The following is a 19,280-nucleotide window of genomic DNA, read 5'->3' as shown; positions in this document are numbered from 1 at the left end:
GTTCTCAGGCACTGAAGAGTCTTTCTGTGGTGGTGTCGTGGGTCTCGGCCCAGCGCTCGATGAGAGGAGCGCCGTGGGCCGGGATCTGTTCGGGGGTGTGCAGGGGGGCGACCTGAGCGGCCATCTCGTCGATGTCGGGCAGCAGGTCCTTCACCCACGCGGCGATGACCAGCGGATCCTGCGGCTCGAGTTTGAGCAGGGCCGCCGTCACGCTCTGGACGTCGTCGTACCCGACCAGGCGGGCCACGTCGGCGGGGGCCATCGCGGCGCGGTGGGCGAGCAGGCCCAGCACGACCGGGCGCGACCAGGTGCCTGCGCGGGCGTCGAAGGGGCCGGGCCAGAGCGTCTGCAGGACGCGCAGGTACCCGCGCCCCAGGCGCCGCCCGTTGGCCCTGAGCGCCTGACTGGGGGTCCGGGCGGCCCAGGCGGCCTCGACCTCGCCGAGGTCGCCGCCGCCCGCTGCCACGGCACGGGCAACGACGGCGGTCCCCGCCTCGACACGGATGACCGTACGAAGGCGGGCACGCAGATAGGCGGGAACCTGGGCAGCTGTCGTGCCGGCCCGCAGGGCCGGCTCCAGACCGGCGGACTGCGCGTGTCCCCCGGACGGCAGCCGGGCGTCGCCCAGGAGGGTGAGCAGGAGCGGGGAGGTGCTCACCGGGCGCCTCAGAACATCAGGTAACGCTGGGTGAGCGGCAGGTTCTCCGGCGGATTGGGCTGGTCGAGATACCAGAAGCCCACACGGCTCCTGTGCTTGGTGAGGCTGTGATTGTGTGTCGTGGCGAGACCCGGGATCTCCACCGCGATCTTGAATGTGGTCGGGTCGATGTCGATGCCGAACTGCCCGGCGTTGAAGACCATGTCCGCCTTCTTGACGTCCTTGACGGGCTTGGCGCCCTTCAGTTCACGCCGCAGACCGAGGGTGGCCTTCAACGAGTCCTTGAATACGCCTTGGCCGCCGACCGTGCCGTACGGGTCGGTGCCGGAGGGCGGGTTGAGGGCCTTGTCCGAGACGAACGAGTAGGACAGCTGGGAGGCGAGCGCGTCGGCCATCGCCGGGCGCAGGAATGTCGGCTGCGGCGTCGACACCGACCCGTTGGGATCGCCCAGGTTGCCGAGCACCATGGCGCCGCCCTTGATGACCATCTCGGGCCGTACGGCGAAGAACCGCGGGTCCCACAGCACCAGGTCGGCCAGCTTGCCCACCTTCACCGAACCGACGTACTCGTCGATGCCGTGGGCGATGGCGGGGTTGATCGTGTACTTGGCCACGTAGCGCAGTGCACGGGCGTTGTCGCCGGCTCCCCGCTCGGTCCGGTAGAAGAAGTGCGCGTCCTCGAAGGTCTTGTGGCTCCACTCCTTCATGACGTGGGCGACCTGCCAGGTGCGGGTCACGACCTCACCGATGCGGCCCATGGCCTGGGCGTCGGAGGAGGTGATGGACATCGCGCCCATGTCGTGCAGCACGTCCTCGGCGAACATGGTCGTGGAGCGGATGCGGGAGTCGGCGAACGCCTGGTCGTTCTTGTTGCCGAGGTCGAGGTGATGGGCGGAGGCCAGCATGTCGATGTGCTCGGCCACGGTGTTCCTGGTGTACGGCAGCGTCGGGTTCGTAGAGGCGGGCAGAACGTTCTCCTCGGCGGCCACCTTCATGATGTCGGGGGCGTGCCCGCCGCCGGCGCCCTCGGCGTGGAAGACGTGAACGCCGCGCCCCCCGATGGCATCGAGCGTGGTCTCGACGAAGCCGGCCTCATTGAGGGAGTCGGCATGCAGGGTGACCTGCAGGCCCCACTCCTCTCCGGCCTTCAGAGCGGCGTCCAGAACCGCCGGAGTTGGAGTAATTGTCAAGACTTGTGGGTGAGTTGAGTTTCAGGCGGCTTCGAGGTCCTCGACGAGGTGGCCGTTTTCGAAGCGGGCGCCGGAGCGGACGAGGGCGACGAGGTGGGGTGCGGTGACCGCCCGCCAGCGGGCCTGGGCGGCCTCGGCGAGCTTGAACACCATCGCCAGGGCGGCGGCCGGGCTGCCCGCTCCTCGGGTGACCTTCGTCCGCAGCCTGATCGTGGAGAACGTGGACTCGATGGGGTTCGTGGTCCGCAGATGGATCCAGTGCTCGGCGGGGAAGTCGTAGAACGCCAGGAGCTCGTCCAGGTCGTCGGTGATCTTCTTCACGGCCTTGGGCCACTTCGCCCCGTAGGTCTTCTCGAACGCGCGGGCCGCCTTCTCGGCGTGGGTGCGGTCCTCGGCGTTGTAGATCTCCTGCAGGGCCTTCTTCGCTCCGGGCTGCGTGGACTTCGGTAGCGTGTTCATGACATTACGGGTCTTGTGGACCCAGCACCTTTGGTGCCTGGCCTGCGGGAACACCTCCGCCAGGGCCCGCCACAGGCCCATGGCACCGTCGCCCACGACGAGGGCCGGATCGCGCATGCCACGCCGTCGGCAGTCCCGCAGCAGGTCGGCCCACGACTCCGTCGACTCCCGCAGCCCCTCGGCCAGCGCGATCAGCTCCTTGGTGCCGTCCAGACGCACGCCCATCAGGACCAGGACGCAGGAGTGGGCCTGGCCGAGGCGGACCTTGGGGTGGACGCCGTCGGCCCACACGTAGACGTAGTCGGTGCCGGACAGGTCCCGGTTCTGGAAGGCCGTGTGGTCGTCCTGCCACTGCTTCGTGAGCCGGTTCACGGTGGCCGCCGACAGGCCGGCCGCGGAGCCGAGGAACTGCTCAAGGGCGGGCACGAAGTCACCGCTGGACAGCCCGTGCAGGTAGAGCAGCGGCAGGACCTCGCTGATCTTCGGGGACTTGCGGCACCAGGGCGGAAGGATTTTCGAGGAGAACCGCTGCCGTTCACCGGTCGCCTCGTCGACGCGGCGGTCGTTCACTCGCGGGGCGCGGACCTCGACCGGGCCGGCCGCTGTCGTCACGGTGCGGGGACGGTGGTGACCGTTACGCACCACCAGACGGTGGCAGCGTTCGTCCCGCTCGGCAGCCAACTCGGCTATGTACTGGTCGACTTCCGCTTCCAGAGCGGCGGCGAGCATCCGGCGGGCGCCTTCCCGCACGATCTCGTCGATCAGCGAACCGGTAGCGGTGGAGCCGTCTTCGTTGACTACGCTGAGCACGGGCGTGCCTTCCCGACCCGCGCTGCGAACGCGGGCCTGACTTGGTGACCGATACAGGATCATTCGGGAAGGTACGCCCTTCGCGTGCCGTCCCGAAGACCGATCCACAAGTCATGAGCATTGCTCCCGGAGTTGCTCCCCAGTCCTCGTGGATCTTGTAACCGCCGGCGCCCGCCAGCGCCTGCTCGTCCAGGCCGTCCTTGCTGACAGTGTTGCCCTTGGCCAGCAGCATCACGTTGACCGGCAGGTCGTCGAAGCTGCGGTGCAGGTTCACCAGGTGCTGCGGGCCGGGGGTCACGGTGGTCGCCTTGGACCCTTCGGAGGGGCCCACGCCGCCGCCGATCAGCGTGGTGGTCCCGGTGGCCACGGCCTCCATGACGGCCGAGGGGGAGATGTAGTGCACATGGGTGTCGACGGCGCCGGCGGTGAGGATCTTGCCCTCGCCGGAGATCACGTCGGTGGAGGGACCGATCTCCAGCCCGGACGTGACCCCGTCCATGACGTCGCTGTTGCCGGCCTTGCCGATCGCGACGATCCGGCCGCCCTTGATTCCGACGTCGGCACGCACGACGGCGTTGCTGTTTCCCCGCTCCAGGGCGGGAGCGACATCCAGGATGATCACGTTGGTGATCACGGTGTCGGGGGCGCCCTGCGCACTGGTGGTGGTGCCCTGCAGCATCGACTCGCGAATGGTCTTGCCGCCGCCGAAGATCGCCTCGTCACCGCCGAAGGTCAGGTCTTCGGTGATCTCGGTCCAGAGGTTGGTGTCCCCCAGACGGACCTGGTCGCCCACGGTCGGGCCATAGGACTTTGCGTACTGCTCGCGGGTGATGTTCGCCATAGCTTTCCTCCTGGGTTTCGAGGGCCCTGTCAGCCGAGATCGACGTCGCCGGCCTGCTTGTCCTTGCGCAGGCCCGGCACACGTCGCCTCCCGCCGATCGGAACGACCTCGATGGCGTCGCTGGGCGCGTTCTCGGGGCTGAACCGCATGGAGTCCCCCGGAGGAATGTCGAGGCGGTAGCCCCAGGGGGCCACTCCCGGCGTCTTCGACCGTTGGTGTGCCAACTCGCGGGCCTCGGCGATCCGTTCAGGCCAGGCGCGCTCAGGGTCGGTCAGGACGGCCTCGGCAGCGGTGGCGGCCTCCTGGTCGGTGAAGAACAGCAGGTCCTCGTTGACGTCGGCCAGGTGGATGTGCGAGCCGATCTGGATGTCGCGGTCACCGACGTTGACCACGTAGACAGTGGCCTTGCCCTCTTGGGAGTTGAGGACGTGCTCCGCGGTCGGGTCCTTGACCCACACTCCGCCCACCTCGTACCGGGAGAAGCAGTGGTCCTGGCCCGGGTCTAGATCGGAGGGCGGCAGGAGTTCGGGAGAAGCAGCGCAGTCGGGGCACGGGTCCGGACATACGACTGGCGTGGGCTTCGCCGGCAGCGGCTGGAAGTACGGCATGGGTTCGTCCTCAGTGGATCGGGGCGGCCCTGGGGGTGATCTTCGGGGCGCGGATCGGGTTGTAGAGGGTGACGAGCTTGCGGCCGTCGGGGAAGGTCGCCTCGATTTGGAGGATGTCGAGCATCTCGGCGACGCCTTCCATGACGTCGACCGTCGTGAGGACACTCTCGCCCTCGCCCCGGGTGTCGCCCTTTCGCTCCTCCAGCGGACGACCGGCGTCGCTCATCATCTGGTCGACGGTGTAGTTGCCGGCCCGGGCCTCCTCGATGACCCAACAGCTGATGTAGGCCACGGCCTCGGGGTAGTTCAGCTTGATGCCGCGCTCCTTGCGGTAGCTGGCGAGCATCCCCGCCACGCTCAGCAGCAGCTTTTCCTGCTCTGACGGAATCAGGTGCATCCGTGCTCCTCGGTAGTGGTGATGGGGTCTCCGGCCCCCGGTGGCCCCGGCTCAAGAAAGGCAGCCAGGACACCTCCGGGCCGACGCCCGTAAGGCGGGCGGGCAAACTCGTACTCGAGAAGTGAAATGCCGACCGCCTTCCCCGGATCCAGCCAATGGCAGTCCGCAGCGAGAGGCGGGACCACCGGGCCCCAGCTGAGCCACACTGCGCCGTAGGTGATCATCCTGCAGCTGGCCGGGAGGCTGCCGCACGATCCGTCTCGGACCCCTCAAACGGATGCCGACGCGAGCGTTTGAACGAACCCGACGGCCGCGAGAAGGGGTGCGTTCGATGAGCTTGCACTCGACGGTGCCGCCGCTGACAAGGATGGAGCAGGAGGTCTCGGCGCCGGTCGTGGCAAGCCGCAACGCGCGCGTCCCCTCAGAGTGCTGACCCACACTTCGGTGGTTCGGATTTTTCTCAGATAGTCGCTCGTGGGATTCTCGTCCCGTGCCGTCGCCGACCCAGGTCAGTCAGCAAACAGAAGGACACCGAGACGAGTCGGGCACAAGGACTACGTCCCCAAGTTCGATGCCGCCCCGGCCTCTTGGCAACGCGACGTCAGCCGGCCGCAGGTTCATCTACCGGCCGCTCAAGGAGCACGGCGTAACCGCGTGACGGCCTCCTTCTTCTCTCTTTAGCCGCCTGAGGAGCGGAGCGGGATGACGTTGCCAGAGACAGGCTGGTCCTGGCTGTGGTTGCCGGAGGATGAGGACGGCTGCCGCGAGGGCCATCCGCTCCGCTCGATGCCGGGATGCGGCCTCGGCGACCCGGGAGTTTAAGAGCTCCCTTCAGGCGGACGACCTCTTTGCGAAGCCGCTTTTCGACTTCGGAGGTCTGGTGCGTTTCCGCGCGGACCCGCACGTAGAACTCCTCCTTGAGGTCGGCGTGGCGCTTCTGCAGAGCCATGCGGTGAACACCGGCTTCCGCGGCGAGCGCAACAACAGTGAAGCTGCCATTGGAGCTGGTGGGCTGTCCGGCCAGGAGGCGGTCGATGGCCGCGCGGATGCGGGTCCGTTCGTCATGGTGCTGTTCGTTCATGCGATGGCTTCCTCGGCGGTCTGGGCAGCGGAGTCGTGGGCGTCGGCGAGATCGCGGAAGCGGTTGGCAGTCCGGCGGAGCCGGTTGCCCAGAGGCTGGGGCACGTTGGCTGCTTTCCCATCGAGCCGGTCGGCATGCTCTCGTGCCGCGCGTGCGTGGCTGTCGGGACGGACTGCGTTGCCGCAGCCGAGCTGGCAGGCGAACTTGTCCGGCGCCCTCGCTCCGGGGTCCGGATCACACAGGGCAGTGTCGCGCTTGAAAGCGCAGATGAGAAAGGAGTCCGGGTTGTCGAAGAGCACGAGGCCATCGCGTTCGAGGAACTTGGCGGCGGCCTACGGGGTGGTCAGAGCGCCTTCGAAACTGGGCATAGAGGTCACCCGTTCTCCCGGATCCGCAGCAGCGCGGCCCGGAACTGCCGCTCGGCGGCCAGCAGCACCTGGTCGCGCTCGACGGCCGGTAAGACTGCTTGGACGGCTTGCCCTTTTTCGGGACCGGGCGGGCCAGTCCTTCGGCGGCCAGGCCCTTCGCCAGCCGCGACTCCCGCCTGAGCAGCGTACGCATCTTCGCGAGGGCCTCGCGTCCACCGGGGGTGTCCTTGTGGTGGTTGCGCCAGAGCCGGAGCGTGGCCGAGGTGAGGTCACCGAAATCCTCGGCCGGGTACCCCTGGGCTTTGAGGGCTTCATCGCCTCTTCTTCCCTTGCTTGCGTAGGAGTTCCGCGAGGCGGGCGCCGACCGGGGTGATGCTGGGCAAGGGCTCGTTGGCGAAGTGCTTCGCCTTGCGGCGGCGCAGCAGCTCCTCCCCATCGCGCTCCCAGGCGAAGGTGGGCTTGCGCAGGAGTTCACGGAAGACGGCGTCGGCGTTGTCGGGATGCCGCTGGACCAGTCGGCGGATGACCATCGGAGCGACGGAGTCGTCGTTCAGGTAGTGCCTGAGCCGGCTCAGGTAGGTGCGGTCACGGGCCAGGGCGGGATCGGTGAACAGCGCATCAAGGTGGCCGAAGTCGGCGTAGTAGCACAGGCCTTCGGTCTCGTCGAAGATCACGGCGACGGTGTCCGCGTCGCGGAGTTCTTCGGGCAGACTGCTGAGTTCGTCGAGAGAGGGCGTGGGGTTGATCGCCTTGGCGGCGGTTTCGTCGTCGAGTTCGGCCAGCGCCTTGTCCTGCCGGTATCGGTGGTACTCCCGCATCCGTTCGGGCGCCTCGCCGGCATCCAGGACGAGCAGGTCGGTGCCGAACACCTCGATGAAGTCGGCGCGGGCTTCGGCCTGCATCTCCCACGCCTTGCGCAGCATCTGGGGATTGCGGCGCAGCAGCTGCGGATGGGCGGTGAGCGTCTGGACGGCGAGCTGGGCCAGCTGCGGTCCGTCGCCGCGTGGGTAGGTGGTGAGGTTGCCGCTGACCAGCCAGGCGTTGGTGTCGGGGTGGACGGGCACGATCCGGCCGGCCACGAACATCCCTGTGCTCAGTTTGCCAAGGGCGCGCCGTCCCAGGTTGGAGTGGACCTGGTAGTCGAGGTCATCGAGCAGGTTGTGCAGGACGACGGCATCCCCGTGAGAGCCCTGTACTTCGAAGACTGCCTCCACCACGTCGCGCCAGCCGAGCAGCATCGCCCGCTCGTCCTCGTCCAGCGGAGGCCGCCGCTGAGCGACAAACCGCTCCAGAACGCTCGAGCCGTCCGCCAGCCGGTGCTGCAGCACGAAGTGGTCGATGGTCTGGACGGCCATCGCCTCATCCAGGAAGCCGAGCTGGTCCGCTGCCTCCTCGAGCCGGGCGTCCAACCGCCGGGCGAAGCGCGGAGTATGCGCGAAGGCCACCAGCTCGCTCTTGAGGTCCCCGCTGCGTGCCACCAGCCGGGCGATGCGGGGCAGCACCCTGGGGGAATCACCGTGTTCCACTACTGCTTCTTCCTGCCTGCTCTTGCTGTGGGGTGGTTGTCGCGAGCCCCCCTGGGGGGGACGGCGTGGTCCGTGCCTGGACACCGCGGCGACGACGGGAGCGATCCACGGCGTGGGGACGCCGCGTTCGGTGAGCGCGAAGGTCACCCATCGCTTCAAGACAGCGGGCAAAAGAGCGCGGTGTGCCTGATCGAGTACCGTCTTGCGGGGCAGCCAGTCCCCCAGGAAGACGGCGATCTGGCCGGGGCTCCAGCACAGCGGCCCGCGGCTGAGGTAGTTCCCCGCGTAGTCCAAGAACAGCTCGGCCAGCGACCGGGCGGTGCCGGCTTCCTCCGCCGCAGGGGCACCCACCTGTGCGAACGCATCGAGCACGCGGGCCCGCTCGCCCTGTACAAGCGGCTGGTGCTCGGGCCAGTCTGGCAGGTGGTCGCGGCAGCGTGCCCAGGCCAGTGCCCGCAGGGCGATGACCTCCTCATCGTCGGGGCGAGGCCAGGTCAGGTCCGTCAACCGCAGCGCCGCGGCAAGATCGGCGAGTACCTCGGCCGCGTCCTGCTCGACAAGCAGCATCGGCACTTCGTCCTCGCCCCGCATCCCCTCCCAGGCGTGGGCCGCATGTGGCGTAAGCAGCGCCAGCTTGTCCACCAGCGTGCCGCCGACCTCGCCGATATGCGCCATCAGCGTGTGCGGGACCGGGCCGTCGTAGTCGATGAACAGCACCCGCTCGCTGTCCCACACGTCCACCGCGCACCAAGCCCCCACCGGGCGGTTCGGGCCGGCCGCATGCCACGCCGGCACCGGCTGCGATGCGGCCAGAACCTCCATCGTCTCCTGCAGCATGGCGTGGCCGGCGTGCGGGCCGACTCGCTCAAGCGCGGCGAGGGCGGCAACGCCGGACGGGGACGGTTTCGTCGAAGCCCGTCCCGCCACCTCACGACATAGCACCAGTTCCGGTTCGCGTTCGGTCATCCCTGCGCCCGACCACGCCTCGCCCAGGCAGCCACTCGCCCACGCCTCCGCGGCAAGGACATCTGTGCCTTCAAGGCGCAGTGTTCGGGCCTGCCGTAGCACACGGTCCGACAACCGCACAGGGCCTGGCGAACGGCGGACTGACTGTTTGCCGCCACACGATGTGCGGCGGCCACGACTCTTCGGCACGCCCTCAAGTCTGGCAGAGCAGCATGCGGCGCGGAGCGAGTAGTTCGAGGACAACCTTCGCCAGGGTGATGGCGGCCGACTTCGCCGCTTCAGCTCAGGCCGATGATGCGATCATGGGCTTCCTCGGTGGTCAGCAGGCCAAAGCGCGTGGGTGCTCACCGCAGCTTGCGGCCGGTGACACAGTTCCGCTCCCCGTCAGGGCTTCAAGATCAACTCTGGCGGGCTTCTGGACTTCCTCCGGATACCCGGTGACCCCCGGCGGTCGGGGACAGTCGCACCCCGTCAAAGACCTTGACAGCTACGTATCTGTTCCGTTCCTGAAGTCCTCGAGGTCGGCGGCTGCCAGCTCCTCCTCGAATCGCGGCCAGGTCCTCGACCGGCTCTGCGGCTGCGGTTCCCTTCTCCGTCAGGTTCCTGTCCGTCCCGGCTGGTCAAGGCCGTGCAACCGGACCAGGGCCAGCCTGTCACGTCGCGGACCTTTACGATCTTGCAGACATGCTCTGACCTGATGGCTTCGACGCGAAGGGACGGGCGAGCACGGCATCGTGTTCCTGGTGAAGGACATGTCCCCCCGCTCCCAGTTGGGGATCACAACCAGCCGGCAGGATACCGAGAGGAACAGCTGAGGGTGAGTCACCTGCCGCATGGACGACGTCTGCGTTCATGGCGACGAGTTCAGCCCCGTAGGTCTGCTGCACAGTAGCGGCGACGTGGAAGCCAGCGGTGTCCAAGTCGCCTGCGTAGCGCAGATGCAGGCCCTGGTCGGCTGTCAGTTGAAGGAGGGCGTGGTCGACGGCGCGGCTGACGGGTGTGTCAACTTAACGGCTGATCTCGGTTGTTGAGGTGTCAGATGTTGCTCGGGGTCAGGCGGCCCTCGAAGGCGATCTGGAAGGCGTTCAGGAGTGCCTTCCAGCGCATGGTCCACCGCTTGCGGCCCTCCCGTCGTGCTGCAGATGACCTTGCGTATCTCGACGTCGAAAGAGAGGAAGGGCACGAACTCGGCCCAGGCGTCCGACCACAGCTTCACGATCGCCGGATACTTGGTGCCCCAGGACTCCTGGAACTCCAAGAACCGCTCCGTGGCCGCGTCCTCGCTGGGCGCCGTATAGACGGGCTTGAGGGCCTTGGCGACCTTGTCCCAGTCCTGACGGGCGGCATAACGGAGCAGCAGGTGAACCACACACGTCTGGACAATTGGTCAGGACCCCTGTCATTGCGTGCTGTCAGTCCTGGTTGTCGTGATCGTGCGCGGCACACCCCCTTGCCGCGCAGGCCGCTGTCGAGGGAACGGCCGCATGCCGGCGCACGTCTGTGGCGTTTTCGGCCACTCAACGGCGACGGCTGGATGCGACGCGTTAACCTCGCAGGATGGAGGCACCCGCACCCGGCGCAGCGCAAAACGCCGCAACGCAGGATGTCCACAGCGAAGCTCGCCGCCGGCTGGACGCCTACACCTACCTCAGCGCGCCCGAGCGGCTGGAGCACCTCGCGATCATGCGGGTCTTCTGCGGGACCCTGCTGGCGGACCTGGCCGTCTCGGACGTCCTGGCGAAGCTGCGGCAGGCCGGGGGCCCTGCCGCCGGGCTCGACGCCGACACCCTCACTGTCCGGCTCGAACAGTTGGTGAAGTGGGGCAACCTACTGCGCAGCAGTCACACCGTGAAAGCGTCCAGCATCAGCGAGTACCAGCGGTCCCGTGCTCGCTACCAGCTGTCGAAGCTGGGCGAGCGCATCCAGCGGGACGCCGATGGGGTCCTGGCCGAGGCGGACGCGGCCCGCGAGGTGAGCAACGAGCTGCTCGCCCTGGTGGAGCGCGGGCTCAGGGAGCTGGCCGAGCTCGTGACCGCGCCCGGCGGCATCGAACCGCAGGGTGGGCTGGAGCGGGTCAGCACGCTGTTCGTGCAGTTCACCGAGTTCGCGGATTCCATCCGGGACTTCTACGCCTACCTCGGCCAAGTTCTGGCCCGGTACGACCTGGACAGCGCCGAGTACCAGGGCTTCAAGGAGCTGCTTCTCGACTACGTCGAGGCGATCACTGAAGACGTGGCGTTCCGCGCGCCCCGGATCTCGGCGGCACTGAACAAGCTGTGGCCGCACGTCCCGGGTCTGCTGGCCCGGCTGGACGCCCACGCACAGGGCCTCACCGGGCTGTCACCGCGGAGGGACGGCCGGCTGGAGACGCGGGTGCAGCGCAGCCGTGGGCGTGAGTTCGCTGACTGGGAGGGCCTGCGCGGTTGGTTCAGCGACACCGACGGGCAGGGCAGTCAGGTCGATCAACTGCGGGACGCCACCCTGCGCGCGTTGCAGTCGCTGCTGGCCAACGCCAAGCGGATGCTGCGGTCGGCCACCGGGGAGATGTCCCGGCGCAAGGACCTACTACGGCTGGCCCGGTGGTTCGAGGAAGCGGCGCCGCAGGACGCGCATGACATCGCCGTCGCCGCCTTCGGGCTCTACGACGCTCGCCATCTGGGCATACCTCCGGCCACCGACGAGGTGGTGCCCGCCTACACGAGCTGGTGGACCGGGCCGGTGGTCGAGGTGCCGGTGGCCCTGCGGGAAAGGGGCAGCCGCGCCCAGCGGGGCCGGACCGCCACGGTGGAGGACCACTCCGCACAGAAGCGGCGGCTGCGGGAGGCCGCACGTGAGCGGGCGGCGGCCAGGGCAGCAGCGGCGGACGAACTGCGCAGCGCCTCGGGCCGGTTCGCCGAGGTGCGTCTCACCTCCGCAGCGCTCGGTCTGCTCCTGGAGCTGCTGGCCACCGCACTCGGGAACGCGCAGCTGAGGCGTCGCGCCGACACGGACGGGGCGGGCGCGACGGAATACGACCTCGACCAGGCGCACAGCGAGGACGCCGAGCTGGGGATCCGGCTCACCGTGCGACGCACGGTGGGCACCCGGTGCGTCTTGCACTCGGTCGACGGCGACCTGCTGCTGGACGACCTGGAGCTGGACGTCGGCCGTGCCTCCTCCGACGTGCCCGACAGCGATGCGGAGGTGAGTGTGTCATGACCCTCCCCTCGACACACGACGTCGCCCTGGCCGCCGAGCGCCGCAACGCCGCCCGGCTGCTGCTCGCCCACCCGCTGGTCACCTCGGACGGCCCGCACGCCGACCTCTTCCCGCTGATCCGCAGGCATGCCGACTGGCTGGGCAAGCGGTTCCAGCAGGTGCTCGGCTACCGCCTGCTGGTCGACAGCTCCTACGCCCGGCTGTTCAAGGCGGGGCTGGGAGCAGGCGCGGGCCGCCGACTGGAGCGCGCCACCGGCACCCCCTTCACCCCGCACACCTACGCTTGCCTCGCGTTGGCCCTGTCCGTGCTGGTGACCGCCCCCGAACAACTTCTGCTGTCACAGCTGGTGGCCGACATCAGGGCCGCCGCGGCCGACGCGGAGATCGAGCTGGAGGGGACGGACAGGGCAGCCGGGAAACGGACCTTGGTAACGGCCCTGCGCCAGTTGGTCGAATGGGGGGTCCTCATCGAAACCGAGGGCCATGTGGCCGCTCTCGCGCAAGATGCGGGCGGAGAGGCCCTGATCACAGTGGACCGCGAGCTGGCCCGCGTCGTCGTCGCAGGCCCGCTCGCCCTGGCCCATGACGGGGCCGACCTGGTCCGGCGGGCAGCGGACCCGGGGTTCGGCGGCCCTCGCACCTATGTGCGCCGGATGCTTGTCGAGACACCCGTCGTCTACCTCGACGAGTTGACCGACGCCGAACGCGACTGGTTGCGCACCCGGCAGCGCCGCGAAGCGCAGGCGTTCTCCGAACTTCTCGGCCTGGAGATGGAGATCCGCGCCGAGGGAGTGGCGCTGGTGGATCCAGAGGAGGAGCTGACGGATCTGCACCTGCCCGGCACCGGCACGGTCGCGCAGGCCGCGCTGCTGCTGGTGGAACGGCTGGTGGAGCGGCTTCGGCCGCAGGAGCCCGGGCACCCGGCGACCGGAGGGACGCTCGTCATCGGCGTGGCTGTCCCGGACGGCCTCGTGGACGAGCTGCTGGCCGAATTGATCGCCGAGTACGGACAGCGCAGCAACTGGCAGCGCGGCTACCTGAAGGACATCCCCGCCCTGCGGGAGGCCGTGCTGGACCTGCTGGCGCGCATGCGGCTGATGGCCCGGACCGGGCGGCTCCGCTCCGAGGGGGATGGTCTGCCGGAGGGGTACGCCGAAGAGGCACCGCAGGGGCGCACCGTGACCGATGTCCGCAGGGCACGCCCTGGCGGTGACAGCTGGGTGCTGCTGGCCGCGGCGGCACGCTACGCCACCCACGTGACTGTGCGCCCGGCCACCGCAGTCGGCAAGGGCGTTGACGTTCAGGAGGAGTTGCCGCTGTGACCACCGATGCGCGTGGCCTCGTTCCCCTGCCGCGTTCCGGCCCTGCGACGACCGCCGGCACCCGCTTCCGGCTGCACCGGGCGGGCATCCAGAACGTGTGGCAGTACGACGAGCAGGAGTTCGTCTTCGGCGACGGACGGCTACTCCTGCGCGGCAAGAACGGTGCGGGCAAGTCCAAAGCCCTGGAAATGCTGCTCCCGTATCTGCTGGACGGCGACTCACGGGCACTGGACGCGACGGGCACCGGCCGGACCACTCTCGCCTGGCTGATGCTGGACGGGTTCGAGCAGACCAACCGTCTCGGCTACCTGTGGGTGGAGTTCCGGGGCACGACCGACGGCGGCGACCATCGCCACCTCACCCTCGGTGCCGCCATCCGCGCCTCGAAGTCGACACAGAAGGCGCTGCCGACGTTCTTCGTCACGCCGCTGCGCGTCGGTGGGGACCTGCACCTGGTTGAAGGCGGAAGGCCCCTGCCGGTCGACCGGCTCAAGGAGATCGTCGGCTCCGACAACGTCACCGACCGCGCGGTCGTCCACCGCTCGCGGGTGGCCCGGGAGCTGTTCGGCATCACCGACGCGACCCGCTACCGCAACCTCACCCAGCTCCTCCACCGGCTGCGGCGGCCCACGGTCGGGGACCGCATCGAGCACGGTGGACTGGCCTCCCTGCTGAGCGAGACCTTGCCGGGACTCGACGAGGACGTGGTCGAGAAGGTCGCGCGCAACCTCCACGACCTCGACGCCGTACGTGACGAACTCGGCCGCCTGGAACGCACCGATACGGCACTGCGCACCTTCCTCACCAGTTACCGCGGCTACCTGTCCGGTGTCCTGCGCGCCTGCGCGCAGGCGGTGAGCCGGGAGCTGGAGGTCCTCGTGCAGCGACGCCGGGCGGCCGGAGACGCCGCGCAGCGGACCAGCGAGCTGAGGACGCAGGAGGAGGAGTCAGAAGCCCGGCTGGAAACCCTGCGCGAAGAGGAGGAAGCCGCCCGGACCGACCTCGCCGCCCTGCACGCCAGCCACGCCTACCGCAGTCTGCGCGAACTGTCGGAACGCCGAAGCACGGTCGAGGCGCTGCACACCGCCGCCGTGTCCGCCTTCACCGCCCTCAGCAACGCACACGGCGCAGAGGAGGGCACAGCCGAGCGCCTGGCCGACGGTGTCGACCGCCTCGGGAGCCGGCTCGCCGAACTGGGCACCGATCACCGGGAACTGCTGACGCAGGCGGAAAAGGCCGGGCTTCCCACCGGCCATCTCGGCGAGGCAGTCGCCCTGCCCCGCACGATCCGCTCCCAGGCCGGCGAGACGGAGCTGACCGCTCCGGACGGAAAGACGCACATCGTGCAGCACCGGTCGGCCGTCCGTGTGGACACGGCGGCGGTGCAGGACGGACTGCGGTCCTGGCAGGGTCAGCTGGAGGACGCCGAGACAGTCGTGAAGAACCGGACCCGGATGGTCCAGGAGGTGACGCGTCTCACCGCGCAGGCCGAGAAGGCCCGAAGCCGGGCGGAGCAGGCCGACACCGAGCGGGAACGGCTGGAGGGCGAGACGGAAGAGGCCGCCGGCCGTCTCGACGCCGGCCGCGAGAAGGTCGCCGAGGAGAGCGGTGCCTATGCCCGCCAGGTCGCCGAGTGGGTCACCCGCACGCGGGCCGCCGTCGGGTCCGACTGCCCGCCGCTGGATGCCGTCCACGCAGTGGTCGCTCTCGAGAGCTCCGCCGACGCCCCGTTCGCGGACCGCACGCTCCCGCCCGACACCGACAGCCAGGCGTGGCAGGCCGCCCATGCCGCACTGGAGCCGTACAGCGAGGAACTCACCAGACGCCGCGACGCCCTCGCACTCACCGTCGGCCGGCTCGATGAGGAACTCGGCCGCCTGGCGCGTCACAAGCGTGACTGGGAGCGACGTACGGATCCCGAGCCGCCGGTCCCCCACCACCGCGTCGCCGAAAGGACACCAGGCACCGGAGCGCCGTTCTACCGGCTTGTGGACTTCACGGATGATCTGAGCCCCGCACATCGGGCCGGTCTGGAAGCAGCGCTTGAAGCCAGCGGAATCCTGGACGCGTGGGTCGGCGCGGACGGCGCCCTTGTCGATCCCGGCACTCGTGACACTTTGCTGCGTCCCGGCCCCGCGCTGCCGGCCGGGCCGACCCTCGCCTCGGCCTTGCGCCCAGCGCCGCAACCGGGATGCGGGATCACGTCCGAGCAGGTGGAACACCTGCTGGCCGCCATCGCGCTCGCACCGGCCGAGGAAACGACCGCTCATGACGCGGTGTCCTACGACGGAAGCTGGCGTCTGGGGATCCTCAGCGGCCGGCACCACAAGAGTGACGCCGAGTACGTGGGGGCCGCCGTACGCGCCGAGACCCGACAGCGCATCCTGGCCGAGCTGGAACAGCGGCTCACGCAGACGGAGCAGCGGCTGGCCGACGCCCGTCACGAACTCACCGAGGCCGACGCCCGGCGCCGGGCCCTCAGGCTCGCGGAGCAGGACTTCCCCCGGGCACGCGGTCTCGCCGATGCTTGGAGCAGAGCCGAGTCGGACAAGAGGACACTGCGTGACCTGACCGCCAAGGCCACCCGCGCGGCACGGCTGGCCGAGGAGGTTCGCGGCCTCGCCGTAGCCGCCCGCGCCGAGGCGGATGCCACCGCCTCCGCCCACGACCTGCGCAGCGACCCCGCCGAGCTGGAACGCGTACGCACCGCGCTGGCTGCCCTGCTGACCGGCATCGGGCATCTTCGCCGAGCGGTCGGCAGCACGGGCGAGCGGCTCGGCACCCATCACGCCGATGCCGAGCGATACGAACGCGCCCGAAAAGAACGCCTGGCCGCGGAGGAGAACTACCGGCTCCGCCTCACCGGGCTGCGCACCGCGCAACAGGACCTGCGCACCCGCGAGGAGGCCATCGGGGCGACCGAAGAAGAGATCCTCACCCGCGAGCAGGAAGCCAGACAGCGCATTGCGCACGCCGCCCAGGCCGTCCCGGCGGCACAACGTATCCGGAACGATCTGCACGACCGGCGCGTGCGCGCGGAAGAGGAGGAGAAGCGCCTGCGCGAGGACCTGACCGCCCAGGAGACGGCGGTCATCGCAACCGGCGGCGCCCTTCGCGGCGCACTCGGCCGACCGGAGGTGGTGCGCGGCGCCGGGCTGGACCGGTCCGCACTGTCCGAGGACGTGGTGGACGATCCCGGCTCGGACGTCCGCAGCCGCCTGCGCGCGCTACAGGCACTGGCTGACGCGGTACAGCAGGCGCTCGGCCGTCCGAAAGGCGAGGTGTCGGACAGTACCCTGCTCAACCGGCACACCGATCTGCGCGATCAGCTGGCCGGCGGCTACGACGCGCAACTGGAGGAACGCGACGGGATCAAGGTATGCCGCCTGATCGACGATCACGGTTCCCACGATGTCGCGGCCGTGGGCGAGCGGATCGCCGTCCAGGCGGCAGAGGCCCGGGGACGGCTCACCGAGCGCGAACGTGAGGTGTTCCAGCGGTTCCTGACCGGCGAGCTCGGTGACCACCTCTCGGTCCAGGTCATCACCGCAGCGAACCTGGTCGCGGCTCTCAACAACACCCTGCGGACCGTGCGCACCTCCCATGGTCTCGGCGTGGAGCTGTTGTGGAAGCTGGACGAGGACGTCGACGCGGACGTGCGGGCGGCCGTGGAGCTGCTGCGCAGCCCGTCGAGCCTGCGCGCACGTGAGCAGACCGAGCAGCTCCGCGAGGTGCTGCAACGCCGGATCGAGGATGCCCGACGGGCCGATCCCTCAGCCGGTTACGCCGCCCACCTGCGGACCGCGCTGGACTACCGTGACTGGTTCCGCTTCCACACCTTCGTGGTCGAGGACGCCGCTCCCAAACGGCGGCGGAAACTGACCGGCCGCACCGGGCTCAGCCAGGGCGAGCAGCGAGTGCTCTCCTACCTCGTGCTCTTCGCCGCAGCCGCCGCCCACTTCACCAGCCTCGCCGAGTCGGCACCCCACGCCCCGCGGTTGATCCTGCTCGACGACGCCTTCGCCAAGGTCGACGAACCCACCCACGGGAGGCTGGGACGGATCCTCGTCGATCTCGATCTCGACTTCGTCCTCACCAGCGAACGACTCATGGGCAACTGGCCGGAGGTGCCGTCCCTGCACATCTACGAGTGCCTCCGCGATCCGCACGTGCGCGGGGTGGCCACCCTGCACTACACCTGGAACGGTCGGCACCGGCGTCTGGTGTCCGTATGAGCAAGCTGCCCGCGGCGACACGGGACTGGCTGGCCGGTCCCGGGCTGGCCAGGCTCTGGAAAGCGGTACGCAAGCGCCTGGAAAGCAATGGTGTGCAGGCCACCGGTTCCCTCCGACTGACCTCGGTGAGCACCCAGGAACGCAACGACCTGTCGCTCCTTCTGGGCAAGCCCGTCACGGGTGCTGTCGTGACTGTGCACCTCGATGCGCTCGACACGCGGTTGCGCGCCTCCGCGGCCGGACTCGGGCTCAGGAACGTCTTGGCGGAACTCGGCCCTCCGCTCACCGACCGCCGTGCCGTCCGCGCGGGTATCGCGGCACGGCGCGAGCACGTCTGGTCGTCGCTCGCCTCGGCGCTGGACGCCTCTCCGCTCGCCGGCCAGGAGTGGACTGGCCAATGGTACGACCTGCTGCGCCGTACCGGCGTACCGAGAGGAGTACCACCTGAAACGGCGATACGAACGCTTCAGCAGGCTGTCCAGCTCCTCACCGTGCTGCTCGGCCCGGAGCGGGGCGGCACCCGAGGCCGAGGCGAACTCGCCGCCCTGGCGACCGGATCCGCACACGGCCTGGACGACGGCACCTGGCTCGCACGCCTCGTCCAACGTGGCATCGCCCTCGCCCACAGCACCGAGTTCCCCGGCGACGCGGCCGGCCGGCGCGCCCTGTGGCGTCTGGTGTCCGTCACACCGGACGAGGTCTCCAGCACAGTGCTGACCTACGGGCTGCGGCCCGTCGGCGCGGGCTGGCGGGAGCAGGCCCTGAGGCAGCGGGCCGACCATCACGCCGAAGCCCACCTCACCTCCCGGGACCTGCACGACCTGCAGCTGCAACTACCTGCCGGGACGGTGATCCGCATCTGTGAGAACCCACGCGTAGTAGAGGCTGCGGCGGACGCTGCCTGCGTCCATGCCCTGGTATGCACCTCCGGCAGCGCTGCCACGGTGGTCCTCGCACTCCTCGACGCCCTCGCCGCCACCGGCTGCCGTTTCGCGTACCACGGCGACTTCGACTGGCCGGGCATCGCTCTGGCGAACCGGATCATCCGCCGTTACGGAGCCCAGCCATGGCGCATGGGCTCCGAGGACTACGAGCATCTGGCCGCTCGCAGTCAGGCCGATGGAATTCCTCAGCTGCCGCTCGACGGCCACCCCGTCAGCGCGGCCTGGGACCCGGGCCTCGCTCCTGCCATGACCGCCCTCGGCGTCGCGCTCCACGAGGAGGTCACACTCGATCTCTTGGTGGGCGACCTGTCGCGCCAGGCATAGAGTCGTGCCCGCGCCTGCGGGGGTTGCTCCTGACATGGTGACTCTGCTGAACGGCGTGGGAACTACCCCCATCACCAGACGCCGCCCCCCCCTGGTCCGAGCGGAAGGCCCTGCCCCGCTTGCAGCGTCCGACCCTCCTGGTGCCCCTGCCCGCCCCGTGGGCCTGCTGCTCGTCGGCCGTCGCGTGAGCTGGCTGCCAGCCATCGTCACACGTGGTTGCGTACGGCGAAGGGCTGGGCAGCGTCCCGGGCTGGGCAGCCCGGAACACATTTGCGTGAGGTCGATGAGCCCCGCTCTCAGGAGCGGTGCTCATCGACCTCACGTTTATGAGAACAGGCTGGTGGGCTGGGCGG

Annotated in this window: 11 protein-coding genes and 4 pseudogenes; 4 read left to right on the top strand and 11 right to left on the bottom strand. The window is 69.4% G+C overall.

Translation table 11 applies throughout. The features are described from left to right. Positions 1–4: 4 nt before the first annotated feature. The 11 genes and pseudogenes from ACQY0Z_RS31780 to ACQY0Z_RS31730 all read right to left on the bottom strand — a co-directional run. Positions 5–658 (bottom strand): urease accessory protein UreF, encoded by a 654-nt coding sequence (locus ACQY0Z_RS31780; protein ID WP_439813217.1) that lies wholly within the window; start codon positions 656–658, stop codon positions 5–7. Between the two features lie 8 nt (positions 659–666). Next, positions 667–1,833 (bottom strand): annotated as a pseudogene (locus ACQY0Z_RS31775) (urease subunit alpha); the annotation flags it as partial. 36 nt (positions 1,834–1,869) lie between these two features. After that, entirely contained in the window at positions 1,870–3,117 is a 1,248-nt protein-coding gene (locus ACQY0Z_RS31770; protein WP_439812191.1) for an IS256 family transposase, read from the bottom strand. 118 nt (positions 3,118–3,235) lie between these two features. Further along, positions 3,236–3,958: pseudogene (locus ACQY0Z_RS31765) on the bottom strand (amidohydrolase family protein); the annotation flags it as partial. 29 nt (positions 3,959–3,987) lie between these two features. Continuing rightward, positions 3,988–4,566 carry an urease subunit beta gene (locus tag ACQY0Z_RS31760; RefSeq protein ID WP_439813216.1) on the bottom strand — a complete coding sequence of 193 codons (579 nt, stop codon included), beginning with the start codon at positions 4,564–4,566 and terminating at the stop codon, positions 3,988–3,990. Positions 4,567–4,576: 10 nt separating this feature from the next. Further along, a complete protein-coding gene (gene ureA / locus ACQY0Z_RS31755) occupies positions 4,577–4,963 on the bottom strand; it encodes an urease subunit gamma (RefSeq protein WP_189906831.1) in 387 nt (128 codons plus the stop codon). A gap of 677 nt (positions 4,964–5,640) precedes the next feature. Then, positions 5,641–6,044: pseudogene (locus ACQY0Z_RS31750) on the bottom strand (hypothetical protein). Continuing rightward, the gene (locus ACQY0Z_RS31745; RefSeq protein WP_439813215.1) at positions 6,041–6,343 is read right to left on the bottom strand and encodes a hypothetical protein; all 303 of its coding nucleotides are present in this window, start codon (positions 6,341–6,343) and stop codon (positions 6,041–6,043) included. The pseudogene ACQY0Z_RS31750 and the gene ACQY0Z_RS31745 overlap by 4 nt, the downstream one beginning before the upstream one ends. 380 nt (positions 6,344–6,723) lie before the next feature. Then, positions 6,724–8,904, bottom strand: a complete 2,181-nt coding sequence (locus ACQY0Z_RS31740; RefSeq protein WP_439813214.1) for a hypothetical protein — start codon at positions 8,902–8,904, stop codon at positions 6,724–6,726. A gap of 668 nt (positions 8,905–9,572) precedes the next feature. Further along, complete coding sequence (locus ACQY0Z_RS31735) at positions 9,573–9,842, bottom strand: hypothetical protein (protein WP_439813395.1); 270 nt, start codon at positions 9,840–9,842, stop codon at positions 9,573–9,575. 97 nt (positions 9,843–9,939) lie between these two features. Continuing rightward, positions 9,940–10,288: pseudogene (locus ACQY0Z_RS31730) on the bottom strand (transposase); the annotation flags it as partial. Between the two features lie 173 nt (positions 10,289–10,461). Between ACQY0Z_RS31730 and ACQY0Z_RS31725 the strand changes: the two are divergent. From ACQY0Z_RS31725 to ACQY0Z_RS31710, 4 genes are read left to right on the top strand one after another with little or no spacing between them, the layout of a single operon-like run. Beyond that, positions 10,462–12,102: a TIGR02677 family protein gene (locus ACQY0Z_RS31725; RefSeq protein WP_439813213.1), complete on the top strand. Its 1,641-nt coding sequence runs from the start codon at positions 10,462–10,464 to the stop codon at positions 12,100–12,102. Then, on the top strand, positions 12,099–13,424 hold the full coding sequence (locus tag ACQY0Z_RS31720; protein ID WP_439813212.1) for a TIGR02678 family protein: 1,326 nt from the start codon (positions 12,099–12,101) through the stop codon (positions 13,422–13,424). The genes ACQY0Z_RS31725 and ACQY0Z_RS31720 overlap by 4 nt, the downstream gene beginning before the upstream one ends. After that, on the top strand, positions 13,421–17,659 hold the full coding sequence (locus tag ACQY0Z_RS31715; protein ID WP_439813211.1) for a TIGR02680 family protein: 4,239 nt from the start codon (positions 13,421–13,423) through the stop codon (positions 17,657–17,659). Before ACQY0Z_RS31720 ends, ACQY0Z_RS31715 begins: the two co-directional genes overlap by 4 nt. Next, positions 17,656–18,927 carry a TIGR02679 family protein gene (locus tag ACQY0Z_RS31710; protein ID WP_439813210.1) on the top strand — a complete coding sequence of 424 codons (1,272 nt, stop codon included), beginning with the start codon at positions 17,656–17,658 and terminating at the stop codon, positions 18,925–18,927. Before ACQY0Z_RS31715 ends, ACQY0Z_RS31710 begins: the two co-directional genes overlap by 4 nt. The last annotated feature ends 353 nt before the right edge of the window (positions 18,928–19,280 follow it).

The sequence above is a fragment of the Streptomyces sp. P9-2 genome (assembly GCF_051903975.1).
GTDB lineage: Bacteria > Actinomycetota > Actinomycetes > Streptomycetales > Streptomycetaceae > Streptomyces > Streptomyces cellulosae.
Note: the sequence above shows the minus strand (reverse complement) of the source record. Positions and strands in the feature narration are given on the sequence as shown.

What these genes read in the sequence shown, in the direction of transcription:
- ACQY0Z_RS31720 (WP_439813212.1), top strand. Translation starts at nt 12,099, where the DNA reads ATGACCCTCCCCTCGACACACGACGTCGCCCTGGCCGCCGAGCGCCGC.
- ACQY0Z_RS31725 (WP_439813213.1), top strand. Translation starts at nt 10,462, where the DNA reads ATGGAGGCACCCGCACCCGGCGCAGCGCAAAACGCCGCAACGCAGGAT.
- ACQY0Z_RS31760 (WP_439813216.1), bottom strand. Translation starts at nt 4,566, where the DNA reads ATGCCGTACTTCCAGCCGCTGCCGGCGAAGCCCACGCCAGTCGTATGT.
- ACQY0Z_RS31740 (WP_439813214.1), bottom strand. Translation starts at nt 8,904, where the DNA reads ATGACCGAACGCGAACCGGAACTGGTGCTATGTCGTGAGGTGGCGGGA.
- ACQY0Z_RS31710 (WP_439813210.1), top strand. Translation starts at nt 17,656, where the DNA reads ATGAGCAAGCTGCCCGCGGCGACACGGGACTGGCTGGCCGGTCCCGGG.
- ureA (WP_189906831.1), bottom strand. Translation starts at nt 4,963, where the DNA reads ATGCACCTGATTCCGTCAGAGCAGGAAAAGCTGCTGCTGAGCGTGGCG.